Below are 17,924 nucleotides of genomic sequence, written 5' to 3'. Positions count from 1 at the left end.
CCGTCTTGGGAGCATCCGATCATGACCGTTCGTCTCGGCGTCAACCCGATCGCCTGGAGCAACGACGATATGCTTGAGCTGGGCGGGGCGACGCCGCTGGAGCAGTGCCTTGCCGAAGGGCGCGAGGCCGGTTTCCGGGGCTTCGAGCTTGGCAACAAATTCCCGCGCGACGCCGCCGTGCTGCGCCCGATCCTCGACGGTTACGGCCTGTCGCTGGTGTCCGGCTGGTACAGCGCCGGCCTGCTGGAGCGAACCGTCGCCGAGGAGATCGAGGCGGTGCAGCCGCACTTGGCGCTGCTGAAGGCGATGGGCTGCCCGGTGATGGTGGTGGCCGAGACGACCGGCTGCGTCCATGGGTCCCGCGGCACGCCGCTGTCGCAACGTCCGACGCTGGAGACCGGCCAGTGGGCGGAGTTCGGCCGCCGCATGGCGGAGTTCGGCGACTATTTGCGCAACCAGGGCACGCCGCTCGCCTACCACTACCACATGGGCACGGTGGTGGAGACGCCCGACGAGATCGACCGCTTCGCCGAGGTCACCGGCGACAGCGTCGGCATCCTGCTCGACACCGGCCACCTGACCTTCGCCGGCGGCAACCCGCTGGACCTGATCGCCAGATGGGGCCGCCGCATCAACCACGTCCATTGCAAGGACGTGCGTGCCGACGTGCTGGCGCGGGCCAAGGCAACCGACAGCAGCTTCCTCGACGCCGTCATCGACGGGGTGTTCACCGTGCCGGGCGACGGCTGCGTCGATTTCCCCGCCGTGCTGAAGGCGCTGAAGGACGCGGACTATCGCGGCCAATGGCTGGTGATCGAGGCGGAGCAGGACCCCGCCAAGGCCCATCCCCTGACCTACGTCACCAAGGGCCGCCGGCATCTGAGCGCGCTCGTCGCGGAATACGGCCTGTGAGCACCCGAATGACCAGCATCGTTCCGCATTTCATCGATGGCGACACCGTCCGCACCTGAATCCAACACGGCTTCGCCAGGGGGCGGAGACGCATCGCGAGACCTTCCGGCATCACAGAGGGCGACCATGAGCAAGCTGCTGCTGCGCAACCACGCACCGGACCCGGCCGGCCGGGTGCACCATGTCACGCCCGAATCGGCGGGCTGGTCGTGCATCGGGTTCGACCTCTACCGCCTGGAGGCGGGCATGAGTGTTTCCGGCGAGGATGCGGACCGCGAGACCTGTCTGGTCTTCGTCGCCGGGCGCGGTGCGGCGATGGCCGGCGACCGGGAGTGGGCGGAGCTTGGCGACCGCATGTCGCCCTTCGAGGACAAGCGGCCCTACGCGATCTACCTGCCACAGGGCACGCCGTGGCGGGTGCGGGCCACCACCGCGCTGGAGCTGGCGGTCTGCACCGCGCCCGGCCTGAATGGCGGGCTGCCGGTGCGGCTGATCCGTCCGGAGGATGTCGGCGCCTCGGTCCGCGGGCAGGGCAGCAACACCCGCCATGTCTTCGACATCCTGCCCGAATCGCAGCCGGCCGACAGTCTTCTGGTGGTGGAGGTCATCACCCCGGCCGGCAACTGGTCCAGCTATCCGCCGCACAAGCACGACAGCGACGACGGCACGGCGGAAACCCAGCTGGAGGAGACCTATTACCACCGCATCGACCCGCCGCAGGGCTTCGCCTTCCAGCGCGTCTACACCGACGACCGCTCGCTGGACGAGGCGATGGCGGTGGAGAATGGCGACCTCGTCATGGTCCCGCGCGGCTACCACCCGGTCGGCGCCGCCCACGGCTACACCGGCTATTACCTGAACGTGATGGCCGGCCCGCGCCGCGCCTGGCATTTCAACACCGCCCCGGAACACCGCTGGCTGCTGGCTCCGGTCTGAGCGGGGGAGCGCGGTCAAGGTCCCGGCAATGGAAAGCCCCCGCCCGGCGATCCGGACGGGGGCCTTTCAAACAGATCGATTTGCCGGCCGGCGGCGGCGTGTTTCGCCTCAGAGGTCGCCGAGCGACCGGTCGATCTCCCACACCAGCCGGTCGGCCAGCTTGATCGAGCGGGCGAGGTCGGCGGGGCACATCCCCAGACCTGGATCCTCGACCACCGGGAAGCTCTCCGCCTTGTCGAGCCCCAGGCCCTTGGCGGTGACCAGCACCTCGTAGCTGCGGTTGTCCTCGTTGAACATGCATTCGGTCTCGAAGCCGCGGGCATCGCTTTCGGCCCACATGATCGCTTTGCTCATGGTCTCGTATCCTGACTTGAGGGGGTTCGTTATCTGGCGAGTTTACTTGGCGAGCGCCGCGTCCTTGCGGGCGGCGGACTTGCCGGCAGGCTTGACCTCGACCGGTGCGGCATCCTGGGCCGACGGCTCGACATAGGCGCGGCCATAATAGCTGTCGACCAGCAGCTGCCTGATCTCGGCGACCAGCGGATAGCGCGGGTTGGCGCCGGTGCACTGGTCGTCGAAGGCGGCTTCGGCAATCGCGTCGACCCGCGCCAGGAAGGCCGCCTCTGGCACCCCCGCCGCCTGGATCGAGGCAGGGATCTCCAGCGCCCGCTTCATCTCCTCCACCCAGCCGATCAGCTTTTCCACCCGCTCATGGTCGCGGCTGCCGCCCAACTCCAGATGACGGGCGATCTGCGCATAGCGCGCCACGCCCTTCGGCCGGTCGTACTGGCTGAACGCCGTCTGCTTGGTCGGGATGTCCGCCGCGTTGTAGCGGATCACGTTGGCGATCAGCAGCGCGTTGGCGATGCCGTGCGGGATGTGGAACTCCGCCCCCAGCTTGTGCGCCATCGAATGGCACACGCCGAGGAAGGCATTGGCGAAGGCGATGCCGGCCAGCGTCGCCGCATTGTGAACCAGCTCCCGCGCCTTCGGATCCTGGCTGCCGTTGCGGTAGGCCGACGGCAGATGCTCCTTCAGCAGCTTCAGCGCCTGCAACGCCTGACCGTCCGAATACTCGTTCGCCACCACCGAGACATAGGCCTCCAGCGCGTGCGTCACCGCGTCGATGCCGCCCGCCGCCGTCAGGCCCTTGGGCATGTCCATCACCAGGTTGGCGTCGACGATCGCCATGCTCGGCGTCAGCTCATAGTCGGCGATCGGGTACTTGGTCCCGGTGCGCTCGTCGGTCACCACTGCGAAGGGCGTCACTTCCGATCCCGTCCCCGACGTGGTCGGCACCGCCACCAGCTGCGCCTTCACGCCGAGCTTGGGGAAGGTGTAGATGCGCTTGCGGATGTCCATGAAGCGCAGGGCCAGATCCTCGAAGGCCACCTCGGGCGCCTCGTACATCACCCAGATGATCTTGGCCGCGTCCATCGGCGAGCCGCCGCCCAGCGCCAGGATCACGTCGGGCTGGAAGGCGTTCGCCAGCGCCACGCCCTTGCGCACCACCGCCAGCGTCGGGTCGGCCGAAACCTCGAAGAAGGTCTCGACCTCCAGCCCCAGCGATTTCAGCACGCGGACGCTGTCGTTGACATGGCCGTTCTCGAACAGGAAGCGGTCGGTGACGATCAGGCAGCGCTTCCTGCCGCGCAGCTCTTCCAGCGCAAAGGGCAGGCAGCCGCGGCGGAAATAGATCGACTTGGGCAGCTTGTGCCACAGCATGTTCTCGGCCCGCTTGGCCACCGTCTTCTTGTTGATCAGATGCTGCGGCCCGACATTCTCCGAGATCGAGTTGCCGCCCCACGAGCCGCAGCCCAGCGTCAGCGAGGGGGCGAGGCGGAAGTTGTAGAGGTCGCCGATGCCGCCATGGGACGACGGCGTGTTGATCAGGATGCGGGCGGTCTTCATCCTGTCGCCGAAATGGCGGATGCGCTCGGCCTGCCGGTCCTGGTCGGTGTAGAGCGCCGAGGTGTGGCCGATGCCGCCGAGCGCCACCAGGGCGGCGGCCTTGTCGCAGGCCGCGGCGAAATCCTTGGCGCGGTAGAGCGCCAGGGTCGGCGACAGCTTCTCATGGGCGAAGGGTTCGCTGTCGTCCACGTCCGAAACCTCGGCGATCAGCACCTTGGTGGCGAGCGGCACGTTCAGGCCGGCCATGGCGGCGATGGCGTGGGCGGGCTGGCCGACGATGTCGGCGTTGAGATGGCCGTCGGTCAGCAGCACCTTGCGCACGGCGTCGGCCTCGCGCGGCGACAGGATATAGCCGCCATGGTGGGCGAAGCGGTCGCGCACGGCGTCATAGACGGCCTCGACCACCACCGCCGACTGTTCGGACGCGCAGACCACGCCATTGTCGAAGGTCTTGGACATCAGGATGGAGGCCACCGCGCGCTTGATGTCGGCGAACTCGTCGATGACGGCCGGCGTGTTGCCGGCGCCGACACCGATGGCGGGCTTGCCGGACGAATAGGCGGCCTTGACCATGCCCGGCCCGCCGGTGGCGAGGATCAGAGCGATGTCGGGGTGGTGCATGACGGCGTTGGACAGCTCCAGCGAGGGCTCGTCGATCCAGCCGATGATGTCGTCGGGGGCGCCGGCCTCGACCGCGGCGGCGAGCACGAGGCGGGCGGCCTCGCAGGTCGATTTGCGGGCGCGGGGATGGGGGGAGAGGACAAGGCCGTTGCGGGTCTTCAGCGCGATCAGCGCCTTGAAGATGGCGGTGGAGGTCGGGTTGGTGGTGGGGACGATGCCGCAGATCAGGCCGACCGGCTCGGCGATGGTGAGGATGCCGGCGTCGTTGTCTTCGGACAGCACGCCGCAGGTCTTCTCGTCCTTGTACTTGTTGTAAATGTATTCGGCGGCGAAGTGGTTCTTGATGACCTTGTCTTCCATGACGCCCATGCCGGTCTCCGCCACCGCCATCTTGGCGAGCGGGATGCGGGCGTTGGCGGCGGCAAGGGCCGCGCTGCGGAAGATCAGATCGACCTTCTCCTGCGGGTAGTCGGCGAAGCGCGCCTGCGCCGCCTTCACCCGCGCGATCAGGGCGTTCAGGTCGGAAAGGGTTTTAACGGTCGTGACCATGATCGGGCGTCTCCCGTCGGGTGTCGCCAAAGGGCCGGTTTCCCGGCCCGGAACCCCCGAATCTCTCGGTTCCATGCAGTATGTAGGAAACCTACATCCAGCCCGACGGTGACGCAAGAGTGGTCCTACCACTTGGCGCGAGAATTGATCTGGATCATGTCACGCCAAGCGGATGATGAAGGTTATTAGCAGGAGAGGCGCATTATCTCCGCATGTATCGGTATAAATCCGCCATAAGACAAATGTAGTTTCACTACATAGCGACGGCGCGCCCGAGCAGCCTCAATCTTGTGCAGCAAAAGCCCATGAAAAGGTGGAGGTCACGCCCCCGCCTGTCCTTCGTACCAGGGCTTGGTTGCCTTGACGATGCGCACCACCGACAGCATCACCGGGACCTCGACCAGCACCCCGACCACGGTGGCGAGCGCCGCTCCGGAGCCGAGCCCGAACAGGCTGATGGCCGCTGCCACCGCCAGCTCGAAGAAGTTGGAGGCGCCGATCAGCGCGGCCGGCGCCGCCACGCACCACGCCACCCCAAATCGGCGCGACAGCCAATAGGCGAGGCCGGCATTGACATAGACCTGGATCAGGATCGGCACCGCCAGCAGCAGGATCACCAGCGGCTGCGCCAGGATCTGCTCGCCCTGGAAGCCGAACAGCAGAACCAGCGTGGTCAGCAGCGCCAGCAGCGACACCGGCTGGATGCGGCCGAGCACGCGCGTCAGCGCCGGCTCGCCGCCGGTCGCCAGCAGGCTGCGCCGCCAGAGCTGGGCGGCTACCACCGGGATGACGATGTAGAGCAGCACCGACAGCAGCAGCGTGCCCCACGGCACGGTGATCGACGCGACGCCCAGCAGCAGCCCGACCAGCGGCGCGAAGGCGAACACCATGATCAGGTCGTTCAGCGCCACCTGGCTCAGCGTGTAGTGCGGCTCGCCCTCGCACAGGTTCGACCACACGAACACCATGGCGGTGCAGGGGGCGGCGGCCAGCAGGATCAGCCCGGCGATGTAGGAGGAAATCTGCTCCTGCGGCAGCAGCGGGGCGAACAGATGGCCGATGAACAGCGTGCCGAGCAGTGCCATCGAGAAGGGCTTGACCGCCCAGTTGATGAACAGCGTCACGCCGATGCCGCGCCAATGTTCCTTGACCTGCCCAAGCGCGCCGAGGTCGATCTTCAGCAGCATCGGCACGATCATCAGCCAGATCAGCAGAGCGACCGGCAGATTGACCTGGGCGATCTCGGCCGCGGCAATCGCCTGGAACAGGCCGGGCACCAGATGGCCCAGCGCGATGCCGGCGACGATGCACAGCGCCACCCAGAGGCTGAGATAGCGCTCGAAAGTCCCCATGGCGGGACGCGCCGCCGGGGCGGACTGGATATCGACGGTCATGGATTTTCCCCCGCGTCAGGACTCTGCCCGCGCCATCTCGTCCATCCGCCGCTTCAACGCCATGCGGTCGAGCGACGTTATGGGCAGGCTGGCGAAGGACCGGATGCGGCGTTCGATCTGCCCGAACACCGCGGCGGTGAAGGCGGCCTTCTGGGCCTCGCTTCCTTCGGCGCCGGACGGGTCGGGAAAGCCCCAATGGGCGCTGATCGGCTGCCCCGGCCACACCGGGCAGACCTCGCCCGCGGCGTTGTCGCAGACGGTGACGATAAAATCCATCTGCGGGGCGCCGGGCAGGGCGAACTCGTCCCAGTTCTTGGAGCGCAGGTCCGCCGTTGGGAAGCCCAGCCGCTCCAGCAGCTCGCGGACGCTGGGGTTGATGCGCCCGGACGGCTGGCTGCCGGCGCTGAAGCCGCGGAAACGGCCCTTGCCCTCCCGGTTCAGCAGGCATTCCGCCATGACGCTGCGGGCGCTGTTGTGCGTGAACAAAGAACACCATTGAAATATAACGTTAAATCCGGAGGATGGCAAAGACACGTCGAAGCTACGCTCTGTCAAGCGCCCGACGCGCCCGGTCCAGATGGTCGGGGGCAAGATGTCCGTACGTGCTCTGGACCTGAGAAATCGTCTTGTGTCCGAGCCATCTTGCAACCTCGTAGAGCGGCACCCCTTTCTGCACCATCCAAGACGCGGCGGTGTGGCGCAGCGTGTGAGGGATCACGTCTGGCCCTAGACCGGCCCGTTTCCTAGCGTATGCCCAGCCCCCCTTCACGGTCTTCACTGGATGCCCCTGGTAGGTGATGACGTGCCCCGTGTCCGAGCCCTTCTTGCGGGCGGCTTTCAGGAAGGTCATCAGCCGTCGTGGAATGGGGATGACAGCCCGCCCCTTGCTGGTCTTGGCTCGGCCAGGAATGTTGAAGTCTATCACCCCTCGCGCAAGATCAACCTGCGGCCATCGTAGCGACAGGATCGCTTCCTTGCGCGCCCCGGTGTACAGGCCGATGAGGATGAACAGGGGCAGATGACTGCGTATCCGCTTGAAGGAGCGTGCCGCGCGAAGCAGCGCGGCAACCTCGTCTCTGGTCAACCATCTTGTTCGTGGTTCAGGCCTTGGGGGCACCCATACCGGAACCAAGGAGGATAGGCGGCGGTGGCGCCAGTCGTGCTTTACAGCAGTGTTCAGCACGGCAAGCTCATTTCCCCATGCCCCCTGCGTCACTGCCCGCCGGGACTTTCCTGACCCGCGCCATGCGCCATAGGCTCGGCACTCGCGTTCAGTGATCTCATCGACGGTTCTTTCGCCCCACCACTCGCCAAGCCGCTCCACAGCGTAGATCACGCGGTCGGGATGGGTCAGGTGGCCGATGTGCTCGGTGATGAAGTCGGTCAGAAGGTCTGAGATTTTCCGGGCAGCCGGATCACTTGGGCCGGTGTTGCTGCCGGAGAGGTGGCGCGCAAGTTCGCTTTCAGCGCGGCGACGGTCTCCTGTAGTCGTTGAGCGGACGCGGGCCTTGCCGTTTTCGAACCAGCGGATGTACCAGACCTGACGGCGTTCGTCGAAGTGGAGGTGCGGCCCTTTGTTGCGTCTCGGCATGTACGGCGTTCCGTCAGGTAGGCTTTGAGGTCTTCTTGGGCGATCAGATAGCGGCCGGCGACGAGTGTAGCGTTTAGGCGACCTGACCGGCACTCGTCTTGCACGAAGCGCGACGAACAGCGCATCACGTCGGCCACCTCTTGAGGGGTGGCGAAGTCCGGAAGGTCTTCAATCCTCTTCGGCTCCCTCATTCTCACGTCCTCTTTCCCGCCAACGTCTCCGAGACGCGCCCTATCTGCGTCCCAGTTGCCGTAGCGATCTCATGATAGTCCGCATGCGGATTGGCTGCATGATACGCCAGTATCGCGGGGGCTGCCTTAGCCAAGCCGTTGCGGCGGGGCGGAGAGCGATGGACGGGCGTCCGCCGCCGCATCTCCGGCACCAGTTCAGCGATCCTTGCCGCCCCGTCCGCCGCCGTGGCCCGTCCTGCAGCCAGATCGGCGGCAAGCTGGGTGAGGGCGTCTCGTACTTCAGGAATGCGCATTCCCCACCTCCCCACCGCTGCCGGCGCACCACTCCACATAGGCGCGCTCCAGATTGGTCAGGAAATCGACCGACACGCCAAGCGCCTTCGCCATCGGTTCGGCCATATCGCCCATCCGCAGGCTAGGGTCTTCGACCGTCAGCAGAAAATCGACGGCCAGCATGTCGATGGACCGCTGCCGAACCGACTGGATCGGGAACATGCGGGTCACAAATTCCTGAACCGTCCAGCCGCGCGCCTCCAGCTCGTCGCGGAGATAGCGGACGACCGGGAACGCCTTCGCCGGCATCGTCACCTCGTCAGGCTTCGACATCTGCTCTCTCCTGGTTCGCCTCGAAATGCTCCCTGAATGCCGCCAGCTTGCTTGGGTCCCAGCAGGCGAGTTCGGCGGATGCGGCGTGCGCCTGCCGCTCCAGCCAATTGCAATGCGGAGCGCGAAGTGCGCTTGCCTCTGCCAGCTTGGCGCGTGACTGTGCGGCCAGTTCGGCGGCTTCCCGATCCAGCGCTGCGGCTGCGGCCATGGCGTCCGCCTTGACCGCCGCGCACTCTTCGTCGCGTATCGTTGCATTGCGGGCTCTGGCGAGCAGGTCAGCGGTCGACATGGTGGGGATCCTTTGTCAAGGCGCCGATGCGTTTCCGGTAGGGCAGCGGCAGGGACGACCAGTCGAAGGTGTCTCGAAAGTCGCCGCATCGGTGATTGCGCGTCGTCAAAATGTGCCCTGCGCCCGGATCGATGCTGGCGCGCTCCATGCCGAGCATGGCTATCCGGTCGCCAGCAGCTACCGGTGCGGACTTTGTGCATTCCCCGACGCTGCTGTTGATGCTTCCCCACCAGTCACAGCCTGCGCAGCACGGGCCGACTGCCCAGTAGAACGCGTCGATGTTCTCTTGCCGGTCAGCCATTGGCCGGCTCCTGGGGCTGGAGGGCTGCGGGAAGGGGCTTGATCAGCGGTTCGACAAGCTGCTGCGTGCGGGTGATCAGGTCCTTCAATTCGTCCAGCCATTCGCCCTGGTTGTCCTTGTTGCGGGCGCGCCAGTTGATGCACGCGGCCCACGTGGACAGGTCATAGGCGACGGTCAGCGCCTCGCGCATCGCCGTCTCCCGCGCCTGCGAGGCGGCCAGTGCAGCGCGCATGTGCTCCAGGGAGCATTCCAATGCGCCGGCATGTTCGTCCAGCCGTTCGGCCTCGGCTTTCTCGCCGCGCCAGTCGGCTACCCAGCGGTCCCGCTCGGCCGTCAACTCGGCGATCTTCACCGCCTGCGCCCGGATCATGGCGGCGGCTTCGTCGCCCAAGTCGACGGCATCGTTCGGGCTGTAGAGGAGCGAGATGTCGCTCATGTGGTCCAGCTTCTTCGCCAGTTCTCCCGGCGTCTGGGCGGTGGTGGTGTCGGTCATCGGGCGGGCTCCTGAGTGCGGGCGGCTTCTGCGGCCAGAATGGCACGGCCGATCATTTCCGGGATTTGCGGGACGACGGCGTTAGCGCATCGGTTGTATCCGTCCAGCCGAAACCGTACCCCATCATCCATTCGGCTAAGCGTGTCAGCGACCATGACCGCATCGTCACCCCACGCAGCTTCAAGAAGGCCCTCAGGTGCACCTGAACCTTCTTTCCGTTGTGGTAAGGTGTCGCGCCACGCCAATCGGTCACATGCGACAAGGATCGACCGCCGTTTTCCAGAACTGGGGTAGGCAACAACCCACGCTCTGTCACGGATGTGAGGGGCGCCAACGGACGCCGCCGGTATGCAATCCCATTCCGCATCATACCCGCTCTCGGCCAGGGCTCCTGCCACAGTGCCCATCCCGCGACCAAGCAGCGCTGCCACGTTCTCCAGCAGGACGTAGACGGGTCGTACCACGCGAATGGCTCGCACCACCTCCCAGAACAGTCCTGAACGAGCCCCGGCCAAGCCGGCGCCTCTCCCCGCGAGACTGATGTCTTGGCAAGGAAATCCGGCAGTGATGATATCGGCGTCTGGGAACTCAGCGGCGGAAACGTCTCCAAGGCAAGGCACCCCAGGCCAGTGCCGGGCGAGGATTTTCTGCGCCGGCTCGTTGTTTTCTACAAAGGCTATGGTCTCGAAGCCGCCGGCTCGCTCCAAGCCGACCGAAAAACCTCCAAGGCCGCTGAACAAGTCCAGCACGCGGAGCTTGGCCATCCTTCACCCCTCCCTGCGGGCGGCGGCCAGGGCGGCGCGAAGCTGTCGCTCAGCGTCCACCGTCTCCGGGTCTTTGTCTTCATCCGGCACGTCGTGCAGATCGGGCGCCTGCAACAGCGTCTCTGCTGCTTTGATCAGCGCCTCCCGCACTTCCCCGGCCGGCGGGGTGGCGGACGCCTTGCCTGACAGCACGTCACGGACGCGGGCGGCCATGGCTTCCTGATTGGTCACCCACCCATCGCCTTCCCACTGCTCCAGCAGCCATTGCAGGACGGTCAGCGCCTCACCCTGCACCGCCTGGGCAGGTGGTGCGGACGGGGCGGCCGCGTTGATGGCCGCGATGGTCAGCGCCACGATGCGCGCGACCGTGGCTTCCCCGCCTTCCGCATTCACCTGCTCTTCGACGGTGCGCGCCAGATGCAGGACTTGCTGCATGGGGGTGACGGCCGGCGCAGGTGAGGCCGGCAGGTCGGCCGGAGTGGCGCGGCAGTCCTTACACAGGATCGGCGCATCGTCCAATCCCAGCGCTTTCAGCCCGTCCAGGATCGTGTCCTCGGCGTCGTAGACGATCTTGCAATCGCAGCGGTCGCACAGGATGTAATCGGCTTTTGCCATGGCAGTCACTCCGATCACAGGCGAGCCAAAGCCGCATGCGCGCGGCTGGCGATCTGCCTGAATTGTTCACGGGCGTTCTCAACCGCTTCCGCCCCGATGGCAGGGGCCTCGCCGTCAGGCATGGCGAACCAAGCGCTTCGAGCCATCGCCCGGTAGCGTTCCTGATCTTCGCCAGACAGCAGAAAGCGGTACGCATGCACGCCGTCATGCTCGCGGAGCCCGTCATCGCCCTCGAACTCGGGCCATGCTCCTTGTGCATCGTCGTCCGCATCGGCGATGGCTGCGGCGATCTTGTCTATTTCCTGATCGGTGGGGTTGCGGCGGGTCATGTCGGTATCCTCTTGCGCCATAGGCGGCGCGGGGTGGGGCTAAGCGGCGGGGGCTATGCCGGCTATGTCGCGTATCTCGCGCTCAAGCTCTGCGGCACTAACGCCCGGCAGCAATTCGGAGGCAACGTAGTCAACAACACGTGACCAGTAGACTTGCCATTCGTCACGGCCCATTTTATCAAATGCAACCGAGTCTGGCACCCAAATTTCGCGTCCGCTGCGTTCTTTGATGAGGCGACGGCAACCCGCTCTCATCTTGAGTAGCATATGAACGTCCTCTGTGGTGTAGCTGCTGTTGTCTGCGATAAGATTTACCAAAGCGAAGTATCGGCGGTGCCAAGCGAGGGAGCGCGGGCGCTTGATCTCCAGCCGCACGTCGTCGCCGATCTTCACCTTCGCCATAGCCTCGCGGGCCATGTCGTTGGCCGGCTCAAAGCCGCGGAGCGTGCGGCGGAAGATCATCGCCGGCTTCATCGGATCGGCCTCGCGCGCTCCACCGCCCGGACGCCTTGCTCATGGTCGCCGGTCACGCACCACAGCCGAAGGGAGAGGGCGCGGGCATCAATCCCGCGCAGGCTCATCCATTCCGTCTCGTCTCCGTAGGCATGAAGCGCCATGTGGTCAGCGTGGCACAGGGGTACGGTGTATTTGTCCGGTGCCTTCATCCCCATCCCCCTGGTGCCGGCCCCGGCGTCCAACAGGTGGTGCGCTTCTGCCGGCGCGCCGCAGACGACGCACGGCAGGGAGCGGACGAACTCCAGATGCTTGGCGGACATGCCTTCCCGCGGCGCCTTGCTGCGACGGGGCGGGAGGCCGGACTTTTGAATGCGAGCGGCGAGTGCCATGGTCCGTTACTCCGCCGCTACCGAAGGCGTCAGCGCACGCTTGCGGTCGCCGGCATGGTTGACAAGCTCCTGCTTCAGCGCTTCCGGAAGGCCGTTGATCTCCTTGATGTGCTTCTTCCAGAACGCGGTAAGCGCGTCAGTATCCTCGCACTGGTCGATGCCCATGCGGACGGTGGCGGCAACGGCCTTCTGTCCGTCATTCGGGCCGGCGGCTTCCCGACGCTTGCCCTCAAACTCAGCGGCGACAGTCTCCCGGTACTTGCTGTCGTCGAACTGTTTCAGGAATACGTCGGCAGATACGCCAAGCTTCTTAAGCGCGTTTCCTTCGGCGTCGGTCTGCGCCTTCTTGAACGCCTCGTCATCGCTCAGCGGCTTTTCGTAGCGGGTGCCGATGACCATGTCTCCGCCGGTTCCGTAGAACGGCTCGGAGCGGGTGCTGGTGGTAGGATCGACGAACCAAGCGCCAACCGTGCAGAACACCAGAACCTCATGGCCTGCGCCGGGCATAGTGGTGAACTCCGGCTTGGTGAAGCCCCAGCCGATGCCGACAGGGCCGAACGCTTCCGTCATGCGCAGCATGCGCCACGTCGGATTGATGTCCGTGCCCTTGAACCCGCCGGAGCGGCTGAACGGCTTGGTGAACTTCGGGTCCGTGCGCGACAGGTCGGACCAGTGGCGGAGGTTGGTGTCGGTCATGGTCAGACCACCTTCGTTTCAGCGTGGACGGTGACGCCCGGCAGTTCACGGGCGCCGTTGGTGACGAGGCGCTGCGCCAGCCCGGCCAAGAACTCGCTCATCTCGTCCGCATGGTTCGCCCACACGTACCGGGCAAAGTCGGTGCGGTTGGTGACTTCGGCGCGGTGAAAGGTGCGGGTGGAGACGGCGCGGCCGAACTCGCCATTGCCCGCCTTGGCGCCGGACTTCTCCGCCTTCTTGGCTGCGGCTTCGGCCTTCTTGGCGTCCTTCAGCAGGGCTTCGGCAGCGGCGGTCTGCTCCAGGTTGGCGGCGTCGCGGGCGCGGATCGCATCCTCTGCGGCCTTGCGCTTCTCGTCAGCCTCGCGACGTGCGGCTTCTGCGGCGGCGGCCTTCTCGGCTTCGACCTTCGCCAGCCACGGCGCCAGAGCCTTCTTGCAGGCATCGGCGGCCATCTTGGCGCGGTCCAGAACCGGCTTGTACATCGCATCGACGGCGCGGCCGGCTTCGAGGTGCGGCTCCTTGTCGGCCTTGCGGGCGGCGTCTGCGGCCTTCTCCGCGGCGCGGAGCAGGTTCAGCAGGTTGGCGATGCCGTCAGCCGTGTCCTGATCTTCGACCTTGGCGCCGTCCAACCAGAGGGCGCATTCATCGTAGACCTTGGTGACTTCCGCTTCCGCCTTCTCGAAAGCGGTGGCGGCCGGCGGCATGTTTCCACCGATCACGGCGCGCGGGTTCACGTCGTCGGTCGGGATGCGAGCGATAGCGTTCATAGTCCGTACCCCACATGCGAAAGGCGATGTTCGCGGTTCTCGTCGCGGAAACTGACGGGCTCACCGTCTTCGATCAGGCCGCGCAGTTCCGACATGGCATCGGACAGCAGGCCGTGAACGCCGGAGAGCTGCGGCATCCATGTGCCGTTCGGCCCCATCAGGTCGGTCACGGCCTTGTGTTCGGCTTCGATGCGAGACAGCAGGGCGGACGCGGCGGACAGTTCTTCGGCGTCCAGTCGAGACATGTAGGCCATGGCGTGTCCCTCACTCGGCAGCGATTGAGTAGGCGGCGGGGGCTTCGTCACGCAGGCGGTTCGCCGCGACGTAGCGATCCATCGCCTCCATGCATTCGTCGAATGTGCCGGACGCCACTGCCTTGCAGTTCTCGGAGAGAGCGTAGGCATCGGGCCGGTGCCAGAAGGTCAGATAGCAGTCTTCCCGGCCGTCCATGGCGAAGGTCAGGGCGAAGCGTCCGTAGCCGATGCGGGCCTTGGCGGCGCGCAACGTGGCTTGCAGTTGGTCGATGGTCATATCAGCGCTCCTATGATGCGGCCGGCGGCCCACAGGAAGCCTTCGGCGGTTAGGATGGCGGCGGCGGTAAGCAGGATGCGGCTCATGACGGGCGTACCCTATCGAGCGGCACACGGCCCTGCCCCATGACCCACACCACAGGCGTGTTGCCGCAAAGGTGCGCCTTGCTGGCGGTCACAGTGGAGTACCGGCGCAGGCCAGATCGGTAGGTGACGGACGTGCCCACGTCACAGGCGGCGTTGAAGCGCTCAACGGACAGGCGGGCGCGGGACAGGGTGGGGGAGGGGCGGGAGTTCATGCGCCGGCTTCCTCAATGAGAGCGCGCCGTGCGACCATCAGCGCCACCTCGTGCGCGGCAGCTTTCACATTGGCGACGCGCCCGCCCGCCGCCATCAGAAGCAAGGCGTCAATCACTTCTGGCGGCTCCATCACGTCGGCGAACAGTTCTTCCGACTTCATGGAAATCAGGGCCGTCCGCTCCGGCTGTGGCCCGCGATAGGACGTGCTATCAATTGGTCCGACGCGCTCGTACGACAGGATGCCGGCCATGTTGACGCGGATCGGCTTGCCGCAGGTCAGGGTCAGGGTGATGAAGTCGGCCATGATCAGCGCTCCGTGTTCGAAATTGCAGCGCGGCCGGCATCGGTGAGGCGGACGAAGCCAACGCCCATGACGGCGCCACGGCCGGCGGGAAGGATCGGCGCGAAACGCTGGTGCGTCTCAACCAGCCCTTCCGGAAGCTGCTCGATGAGTGTCCAGATCGTGCCGGACATGACGGGCGCCCAATCCTTCGCGGATAAGTCTTTGCCCACGTCCTTGTCGATCATGCTCAGCAAAAGAAACTGCTGTTCGGTCAGGTCGGCCATGTCAGCCCTCACCACGGGCGGAGGCGATGGCGGCGCGGGCCTGAACCACGATGGCGTCGTCATCCATGAACTTCGCCAGTTCGTGGCCTTCCATCTTGGCGTCCACGGTCATGAAGTCCTTGGAAGCGCCGATGTAGGCGTCCAGCGTCTTCTCCAGCGCCTCCAGCAGGGACGGCGCGGCGGCGAACAATGGGCCGTCATGCTTGGCGTTCGGGAACTCTTCTGCCGCCACCCACATGACGCCGTATCCGCGGCCGACTTCCGGGTTGTCCGAAAGGATCGCGTATCCTTCGCGGCCATCGGCGCCAGTGAACGGCGTGAAGCGGTGCGGGCCTTTGGTGAACTTGTCGGTCATGTCACTCTCCATTTCAGCTTGCCGAAACCCGCTGTCGGGCTTGGGGAAGCTGGGAGGGTTGCCGGGGATGACGCTCCCCGGCGTGGCGTCTCCCGGCTTCGTCTGCGACTTCGGGAGCATTGGCCCGGCGGGCCTCTGGTTCCGGCTCACGAGGCCGGCGATGGCGTCTTCCGCCGATGTAGCCGGGGCCTGTCTCCCGGTACGGCGCTGCATTACATCGTCTCCCCCATCGTTCGTTGCTCATCGCTACAGTTGCGATGCCCGGCCACACGGCAGCGGGCTTCTGTGACGCCTTAAGCCCGACCCTGCCGACGTGGCGCGGGTAACGGGCTTGGGAGAAAGAGCCGCCGGACCCGAAAGCCCGGCGGCGAGGCTGGAGGAACGCCCAGACGGGCAGGTGGACGCGGCAGGGCCGCGAAACTGGTCAGGCGGCTTGGGCAGGGGCCTTTTTGATGGCGCCGAAGATCGTCTTGCCGAGACGCTCGCGGGCCTTGTTGGCCGCGCCCTCGGGGATGACGCCGCGCACCGAAAGTCGGCTGATGGCGTCGGCGTCCTTTTGCAGATGGTCCAGAATGTCGGCGTCGATCAGGTCGGCAAAGCCTTGCTCGGCAAGCGTGTTGGCAAAGGCGCCCATCTGGATTTGCTTCGGAATGCTCATGGGTGTCGTCCTCTATGGATTGGCGTGGTGGAGGGTCAGGCGGCGCGTTCTTTCAAAGTCGCGCAAATCTCGTTGTAGGCATCGTACAGGTTCCTCAGTGCGGCGCCCTGCGGCGTGCCGTATCCAAAGTCTCCTGGCGATCCGACAGCCTTGTAGACTTCCCGGATCGCATCCTTTGCCTTCACCAAAAGCTCACGGTCGGCATTGGTAGTCATATTTCCCTCACGGCAGCGAGTTTTTGATTAGGCGGCGCGCTTGAAAGCCTTGGAGCCCATCTCCGCGACGTGCGGCGGCATCTCGTCCGCGTAGTAAATCTTCGGGTCGTAGAGGAACCAGTTGCGCCCGTCGTCGGTGCGGTAGATGACAAAACGCCCAGGCAACTCCGACGACGCCTTGCAAGCCGCTTGGTATGTTGAGAAACGGGCGTGATCGAAGCCGTTGTTGTCCACAAGCTTCCAGGGCTGAGAGTTGCGCTTTGCCATGTCGTCCCCCGGTTGGGGGCGTCATGTCGTCCCCGTGTTCCGATGACATGACTGTACCCGCGTCGGGTACACGTGGTCAACAGAAAAATGTACCCAATGCAGGTACAGACCGAAATTTCGGAGAATGGCATAATCGGTTGCGCTTGGCCGCGTGGGCTCGCGCGACGATAGGGGGGTGATATGACGAAGGTTCTTTGGCTTTTGACCGCAGTGGCGTCAGTGATCGCCGGGCTTGTGATGTTTGTCGGGATATCGAAGGCGAACGGCGCGCCGCAGGAGGCCGCAGTCTCAGCAATGGCACTAGGGATCGCCATCATCCCCTATGTTTTCACGCGTGCGTGGGAAGGCATGGCGAGCGACAAATGAGGAACTTAATGAATGGCCTAGGGCTTGCCGTTGCCATGCTCGCGCCATCTGCCGCCCTCGCGCAGCCGGATGCAGCATTAGCCGGCGCGCTTGCCCAAGAGGATCGCCCCATAAAGGCGATGCTCAGGCAGGCGACAGATGTTTGCCAAGACGCGATGGCGTCGGTCAGCCGCACAGCTTTGGACGAGTGCAACCGGCGGCTCCAGGTGGCTCAACAGATGGTGCGAGGCGATGCCGTCCGTGCGGAGGTCAAGAAACTCCACGACGCGGAGTTCTCTGTAGCACTGGCGTGGATGATGAGCATGCAGGATGCGATTGATAAGTCGAAGGCCGCGATCCCGGTTTACGTGCGGTTCAGCGAGGCGCTAGACGCCGCAGATCGGCCGGCAAAGCCGAAGAAGAAGCAGTAGGTAGAGAATAACTATCGATTGCCGCCATAAACTATTGATTTCACATAATAATGAAGGAGATGCATGAGTTGGCAACCCCCATACGAGATACCCATTTTCTCCACATTGCAACCTGTGATGCGTTGCGGCGACATACGTGGAATGGGACAAGAATGATGCCGATGCCGGAACCAACTACGGGGAGCGTCGGTTTTAACGGCGGGAGGGACATATGGCTTACTATCAGATTACTGCACCCCGCGCGCGCAACCGGACTCGCAACACCATGCTTGACCGCTTTCTGGTCGGCCTTGGTGGATTGGTGTGCTTCGCGGCCCCTGTCCCGCCCTACCGCATTCCTCATCGGTCGGCGCGTGACGCGATGCGCTCCGATTGGCGCCGCCTCGGCCTTGATTTGCGTCGTGTGATGGAGCGACGCTATGAGGCCATCAAAGAAGTCCCGTAAC

29 protein-coding genes and 1 pseudogene are annotated in these 17,924 nt (G+C 65.2%); 5 read left to right on the top strand and 25 right to left on the bottom strand.

Annotation, left to right across the window (positions count from 1 at the left end; genetic code table 11):
• The first annotated feature begins 21 nt into the window (after window positions 1-21).
• Both iolE and iolB read left to right on the top strand, forming a co-directional pair.
• Window positions 22-912 carry a myo-inosose-2 dehydratase gene (gene iolE / locus ABNQ39_RS21030; RefSeq protein ID WP_376960182.1) on the top strand — a complete coding sequence of 297 codons (891 nt, stop codon included), beginning with the start codon at window positions 22-24 and terminating at the stop codon, window positions 910-912.
• Between the two features lie 126 nt (window positions 913-1,038).
• Window positions 1,039-1,848, top strand: coding sequence for a 5-deoxy-glucuronate isomerase (gene iolB / locus ABNQ39_RS21025; RefSeq protein WP_376960181.1), 810 nt, complete (start codon window positions 1,039-1,041; stop codon window positions 1,846-1,848).
• A gap of 108 nt (window positions 1,849-1,956) precedes the next feature.
• Here the strand turns inward: iolB and ABNQ39_RS21020 are convergent, their stop codons facing one another.
• From ABNQ39_RS21020 to ABNQ39_RS20900, 25 genes and pseudogenes are all read right to left on the bottom strand, one after another.
• Complete coding sequence (locus ABNQ39_RS21020) at window positions 1,957-2,202, bottom strand: hypothetical protein (protein ID WP_098737311.1); 246 nt, start codon at window positions 2,200-2,202, stop codon at window positions 1,957-1,959.
• Window positions 2,203-2,244: 42 nt separating this feature from the next.
• On the bottom strand, window positions 2,245-4,929 hold the full coding sequence (adhE, locus tag ABNQ39_RS21015; RefSeq protein WP_376960180.1) for a bifunctional acetaldehyde-CoA/alcohol dehydrogenase: 2,685 nt from the start codon (window positions 4,927-4,929) through the stop codon (window positions 2,245-2,247).
• Window positions 4,930-5,249: 320 nt separating this feature from the next.
• Window positions 5,250-6,281, bottom strand: coding sequence for an ACR3 family arsenite efflux transporter (gene arsB, locus ABNQ39_RS21010; protein WP_428846416.1), 1,032 nt, complete (start codon window positions 6,279-6,281; stop codon window positions 5,250-5,252).
• A gap of 57 nt (window positions 6,282-6,338) precedes the next feature.
• Complete coding sequence (locus ABNQ39_RS21005) at window positions 6,339-6,779, bottom strand: arsenate reductase ArsC (protein ID WP_376962647.1); 441 nt, start codon at window positions 6,777-6,779, stop codon at window positions 6,339-6,341.
• Window positions 6,780-6,864: 85 nt separating this feature from the next.
• Complete coding sequence (locus ABNQ39_RS21000) at window positions 6,865-7,914, bottom strand: tyrosine-type recombinase/integrase (protein WP_376960178.1); 1,050 nt, start codon at window positions 7,912-7,914, stop codon at window positions 6,865-6,867.
• A 62-nt stretch (window positions 7,915-7,976) separates the two neighbouring features.
• Window positions 7,977-8,039: pseudogene (locus ABNQ39_RS20995) on the bottom strand (hypothetical protein); the annotation flags it as partial.
• Window positions 8,040-8,384: 345 nt separating this feature from the next.
• Window positions 8,385-8,711 carry a hypothetical protein gene (locus ABNQ39_RS20990; RefSeq protein ID WP_376960177.1) on the bottom strand — a complete coding sequence of 109 codons (327 nt, stop codon included), beginning with the start codon at window positions 8,709-8,711 and terminating at the stop codon, window positions 8,385-8,387.
• Window positions 8,698-9,000 (bottom strand): hypothetical protein, encoded by a 303-nt coding sequence (locus ABNQ39_RS20985; RefSeq protein ID WP_376960176.1) that lies wholly within the window; start codon window positions 8,998-9,000, stop codon window positions 8,698-8,700. The genes ABNQ39_RS20990 and ABNQ39_RS20985 overlap by 14 nt, the downstream gene beginning before the upstream one ends.
• Window positions 8,987-9,301 carry a hypothetical protein gene (locus tag ABNQ39_RS20980; protein WP_376960175.1) on the bottom strand — a complete coding sequence of 105 codons (315 nt, stop codon included), beginning with the start codon at window positions 9,299-9,301 and terminating at the stop codon, window positions 8,987-8,989. The genes ABNQ39_RS20985 and ABNQ39_RS20980 overlap by 14 nt, the downstream gene beginning before the upstream one ends.
• Window positions 9,294-9,794, bottom strand: coding sequence for a hypothetical protein (locus ABNQ39_RS20975; RefSeq protein ID WP_376960174.1), 501 nt, complete (start codon window positions 9,792-9,794; stop codon window positions 9,294-9,296). The genes ABNQ39_RS20980 and ABNQ39_RS20975 overlap by 8 nt, the downstream gene beginning before the upstream one ends.
• Window positions 9,791-10,558, bottom strand: a complete 768-nt coding sequence (locus ABNQ39_RS20970; RefSeq protein WP_376960173.1) for a DNA cytosine methyltransferase — start codon at window positions 10,556-10,558, stop codon at window positions 9,791-9,793. Before ABNQ39_RS20970 ends, ABNQ39_RS20975 begins: the two co-directional genes overlap by 4 nt.
• A 3-nt stretch (window positions 10,559-10,561) precedes the next feature.
• Window positions 10,562-11,173 (bottom strand): hypothetical protein, encoded by a 612-nt coding sequence (locus tag ABNQ39_RS20965; RefSeq protein ID WP_376960172.1) that lies wholly within the window; start codon window positions 11,171-11,173, stop codon window positions 10,562-10,564.
• A 14-nt stretch (window positions 11,174-11,187) separates the two neighbouring features.
• Entirely contained in the window at window positions 11,188-11,502 is a 315-nt protein-coding gene (locus tag ABNQ39_RS20960; RefSeq protein WP_376960171.1) for a hypothetical protein, read from the bottom strand.
• Between the two features lie 39 nt (window positions 11,503-11,541).
• Window positions 11,542-11,976, bottom strand: coding sequence for a DUF1367 family protein (locus ABNQ39_RS20955; protein ID WP_376960170.1), 435 nt, complete (start codon window positions 11,974-11,976; stop codon window positions 11,542-11,544).
• Window positions 11,973-12,347, bottom strand: a complete 375-nt coding sequence (locus tag ABNQ39_RS20950; protein ID WP_376960169.1) for a DUF968 domain-containing protein — start codon at window positions 12,345-12,347, stop codon at window positions 11,973-11,975. Before ABNQ39_RS20950 ends, ABNQ39_RS20955 begins: the two co-directional genes overlap by 4 nt.
• Before the next feature lie 6 nt (window positions 12,348-12,353).
• Entirely contained in the window at window positions 12,354-13,043 is a 690-nt protein-coding gene (locus ABNQ39_RS20945; RefSeq protein ID WP_376960168.1) for a hypothetical protein, read from the bottom strand.
• Window positions 13,044-13,045: 2 nt separating this feature from the next.
• Entirely contained in the window at window positions 13,046-13,810 is a 765-nt protein-coding gene (locus ABNQ39_RS20940; RefSeq protein WP_376960167.1) for a hypothetical protein, read from the bottom strand.
• Window positions 13,807-14,064 (bottom strand): hypothetical protein, encoded by a 258-nt coding sequence (locus tag ABNQ39_RS20935; protein ID WP_376960166.1) that lies wholly within the window; start codon window positions 14,062-14,064, stop codon window positions 13,807-13,809. The genes ABNQ39_RS20940 and ABNQ39_RS20935 overlap by 4 nt, the downstream gene beginning before the upstream one ends.
• Before the next feature lie 10 nt (window positions 14,065-14,074).
• Entirely contained in the window at window positions 14,075-14,341 is a 267-nt protein-coding gene (locus ABNQ39_RS20930; RefSeq protein ID WP_376960165.1) for a hypothetical protein, read from the bottom strand.
• Window positions 14,342-14,635: 294 nt separating this feature from the next.
• Window positions 14,636-14,944 (bottom strand): hypothetical protein, encoded by a 309-nt coding sequence (locus tag ABNQ39_RS20925; protein ID WP_376960164.1) that lies wholly within the window; start codon window positions 14,942-14,944, stop codon window positions 14,636-14,638.
• A 2-nt stretch (window positions 14,945-14,946) separates the two neighbouring features.
• Window positions 14,947-15,207 (bottom strand): hypothetical protein, encoded by a 261-nt coding sequence (locus ABNQ39_RS20920; RefSeq protein ID WP_376960163.1) that lies wholly within the window; start codon window positions 15,205-15,207, stop codon window positions 14,947-14,949.
• Window position 15,208: 1 nt separating this feature from the next.
• Window positions 15,209-15,562, bottom strand: coding sequence for a hypothetical protein (locus ABNQ39_RS20915; protein WP_376960162.1), 354 nt, complete (start codon window positions 15,560-15,562; stop codon window positions 15,209-15,211).
• 424 nt (window positions 15,563-15,986) lie between these two features.
• Window positions 15,987-16,220: a hypothetical protein gene (locus tag ABNQ39_RS20910; RefSeq protein WP_376960161.1), complete on the bottom strand. Its 234-nt coding sequence runs from the start codon at window positions 16,218-16,220 to the stop codon at window positions 15,987-15,989.
• A gap of 35 nt (window positions 16,221-16,255) precedes the next feature.
• A complete protein-coding gene (locus ABNQ39_RS20905; RefSeq protein ID WP_109046773.1) occupies window positions 16,256-16,435 on the bottom strand; it encodes a hypothetical protein in 180 nt (59 codons plus the stop codon).
• 27 nt (window positions 16,436-16,462) lie between these two features.
• On the bottom strand, window positions 16,463-16,702 hold the full coding sequence (locus ABNQ39_RS20900; protein WP_109046774.1) for a hypothetical protein: 240 nt from the start codon (window positions 16,700-16,702) through the stop codon (window positions 16,463-16,465).
• Window positions 16,703-16,882: 180 nt separating this feature from the next.
• Here ABNQ39_RS20900 and ABNQ39_RS20895 point away from each other — a divergent pair, with 180 nt between their 5' ends.
• From ABNQ39_RS20895 to ABNQ39_RS20885, 3 genes are all read left to right on the top strand, one after another.
• Entirely contained in the window at window positions 16,883-17,068 is a 186-nt protein-coding gene (locus ABNQ39_RS20895; protein ID WP_109046775.1) for a hypothetical protein, read from the top strand.
• A 35-nt stretch (window positions 17,069-17,103) separates the two neighbouring features.
• A complete protein-coding gene (locus ABNQ39_RS20890; protein WP_211100331.1) occupies window positions 17,104-17,478 on the top strand; it encodes a hypothetical protein in 375 nt (124 codons plus the stop codon).
• Window positions 17,479-17,689: 211 nt separating this feature from the next.
• Window positions 17,690-17,923, top strand: coding sequence for a hypothetical protein (locus tag ABNQ39_RS20885; RefSeq protein WP_146255346.1), 234 nt, complete (start codon window positions 17,690-17,692; stop codon window positions 17,921-17,923).
• Window position 17,924 lies beyond the last annotated feature (1 nt).

The organism is Azospirillum sp. A26 (assembly GCF_042604635.1).
Taxonomy (GTDB): domain Bacteria; phylum Pseudomonadota; class Alphaproteobacteria; order Azospirillales; family Azospirillaceae; genus Azospirillum; species Azospirillum palustre.
The sequence above is the reverse complement of the archived record's forward strand: the minus strand, read 5'-3'. Positions and strand labels throughout refer to the sequence as shown.

Coding starts and splice junctions, on each gene's coding strand:
- iolE (WP_376960182.1), top strand. CDS start 22: ATGACCGTTCGTCTCGGCGTCAACCCGATCGCCTGGAGCAACGACGAT.
- iolB (WP_376960181.1), top strand. CDS start 1,039: ATGAGCAAGCTGCTGCTGCGCAACCACGCACCGGACCCGGCCGGCCGG.
- ABNQ39_RS21020 (WP_098737311.1), bottom strand. CDS start 2,202: ATGAGCAAAGCGATCATGTGGGCCGAAAGCGATGCCCGCGGCTTCGAG.
- adhE (WP_376960180.1), bottom strand. CDS start 4,929: ATGGTCACGACCGTTAAAACCCTTTCCGACCTGAACGCCCTGATCGCG.
- arsB (WP_428846416.1), bottom strand. CDS start 6,281: ATGGGGACTTTCGAGCGCTATCTCAGCCTCTGGGTGGCGCTGTGCATC.
- ABNQ39_RS21005 (WP_376962647.1), bottom strand. CDS start 6,779: ATGGCGGAATGCCTGCTGAACCGGGAGGGCAAGGGCCGTTTCCGCGGC.
- ABNQ39_RS21000 (WP_376960178.1), bottom strand. CDS start 7,914: ATGCCGAGACGCAACAAAGGGCCGCACCTCCACTTCGACGAACGCCGT.
- ABNQ39_RS20990 (WP_376960177.1), bottom strand. CDS start 8,711: ATGTCGAAGCCTGACGAGGTGACGATGCCGGCGAAGGCGTTCCCGGTC.
- ABNQ39_RS20985 (WP_376960176.1), bottom strand. CDS start 9,000: ATGTCGACCGCTGACCTGCTCGCCAGAGCCCGCAATGCAACGATACGC.
- ABNQ39_RS20980 (WP_376960175.1), bottom strand. CDS start 9,301: ATGGCTGACCGGCAAGAGAACATCGACGCGTTCTACTGGGCAGTCGGC.
- ABNQ39_RS20975 (WP_376960174.1), bottom strand. CDS start 9,794: ATGACCGACACCACCACCGCCCAGACGCCGGGAGAACTGGCGAAGAAG.
- ABNQ39_RS20970 (WP_376960173.1), bottom strand. CDS start 10,558: ATGGCCAAGCTCCGCGTGCTGGACTTGTTCAGCGGCCTTGGAGGTTTT.
- ABNQ39_RS20965 (WP_376960172.1), bottom strand. CDS start 11,173: ATGGCAAAAGCCGATTACATCCTGTGCGACCGCTGCGATTGCAAGATC.
- ABNQ39_RS20960 (WP_376960171.1), bottom strand. CDS start 11,502: ATGACCCGCCGCAACCCCACCGATCAGGAAATAGACAAGATCGCCGCA.
- ABNQ39_RS20955 (WP_376960170.1), bottom strand. CDS start 11,976: ATGAAGCCGGCGATGATCTTCCGCCGCACGCTCCGCGGCTTTGAGCCG.
- ABNQ39_RS20950 (WP_376960169.1), bottom strand. CDS start 12,347: ATGGCACTCGCCGCTCGCATTCAAAAGTCCGGCCTCCCGCCCCGTCGC.
- ABNQ39_RS20945 (WP_376960168.1), bottom strand. CDS start 13,043: ATGACCGACACCAACCTCCGCCACTGGTCCGACCTGTCGCGCACGGAC.
- ABNQ39_RS20940 (WP_376960167.1), bottom strand. CDS start 13,810: ATGAACGCTATCGCTCGCATCCCGACCGACGACGTGAACCCGCGCGCC.
- ABNQ39_RS20935 (WP_376960166.1), bottom strand. CDS start 14,064: ATGGCCTACATGTCTCGACTGGACGCCGAAGAACTGTCCGCCGCGTCC.
- ABNQ39_RS20930 (WP_376960165.1), bottom strand. CDS start 14,341: ATGACCATCGACCAACTGCAAGCCACGTTGCGCGCCGCCAAGGCCCGC.
- ABNQ39_RS20925 (WP_376960164.1), bottom strand. CDS start 14,944: ATGGCCGACTTCATCACCCTGACCCTGACCTGCGGCAAGCCGATCCGC.
- ABNQ39_RS20920 (WP_376960163.1), bottom strand. CDS start 15,207: ATGGCCGACCTGACCGAACAGCAGTTTCTTTTGCTGAGCATGATCGAC.
- ABNQ39_RS20915 (WP_376960162.1), bottom strand. CDS start 15,562: ATGACCGACAAGTTCACCAAAGGCCCGCACCGCTTCACGCCGTTCACT.
- ABNQ39_RS20910 (WP_376960161.1), bottom strand. CDS start 16,220: ATGAGCATTCCGAAGCAAATCCAGATGGGCGCCTTTGCCAACACGCTT.
- ABNQ39_RS20905 (WP_109046773.1), bottom strand. CDS start 16,435: ATGACTACCAATGCCGACCGTGAGCTTTTGGTGAAGGCAAAGGATGCG.
- ABNQ39_RS20900 (WP_109046774.1), bottom strand. CDS start 16,702: ATGGCAAAGCGCAACTCTCAGCCCTGGAAGCTTGTGGACAACAACGGC.
- ABNQ39_RS20895 (WP_109046775.1), top strand. CDS start 16,883: ATGACGAAGGTTCTTTGGCTTTTGACCGCAGTGGCGTCAGTGATCGCC.
- ABNQ39_RS20890 (WP_211100331.1), top strand. CDS start 17,104: ATGCTCGCGCCATCTGCCGCCCTCGCGCAGCCGGATGCAGCATTAGCC.
- ABNQ39_RS20885 (WP_146255346.1), top strand. CDS start 17,690: ATGGCTTACTATCAGATTACTGCACCCCGCGCGCGCAACCGGACTCGC.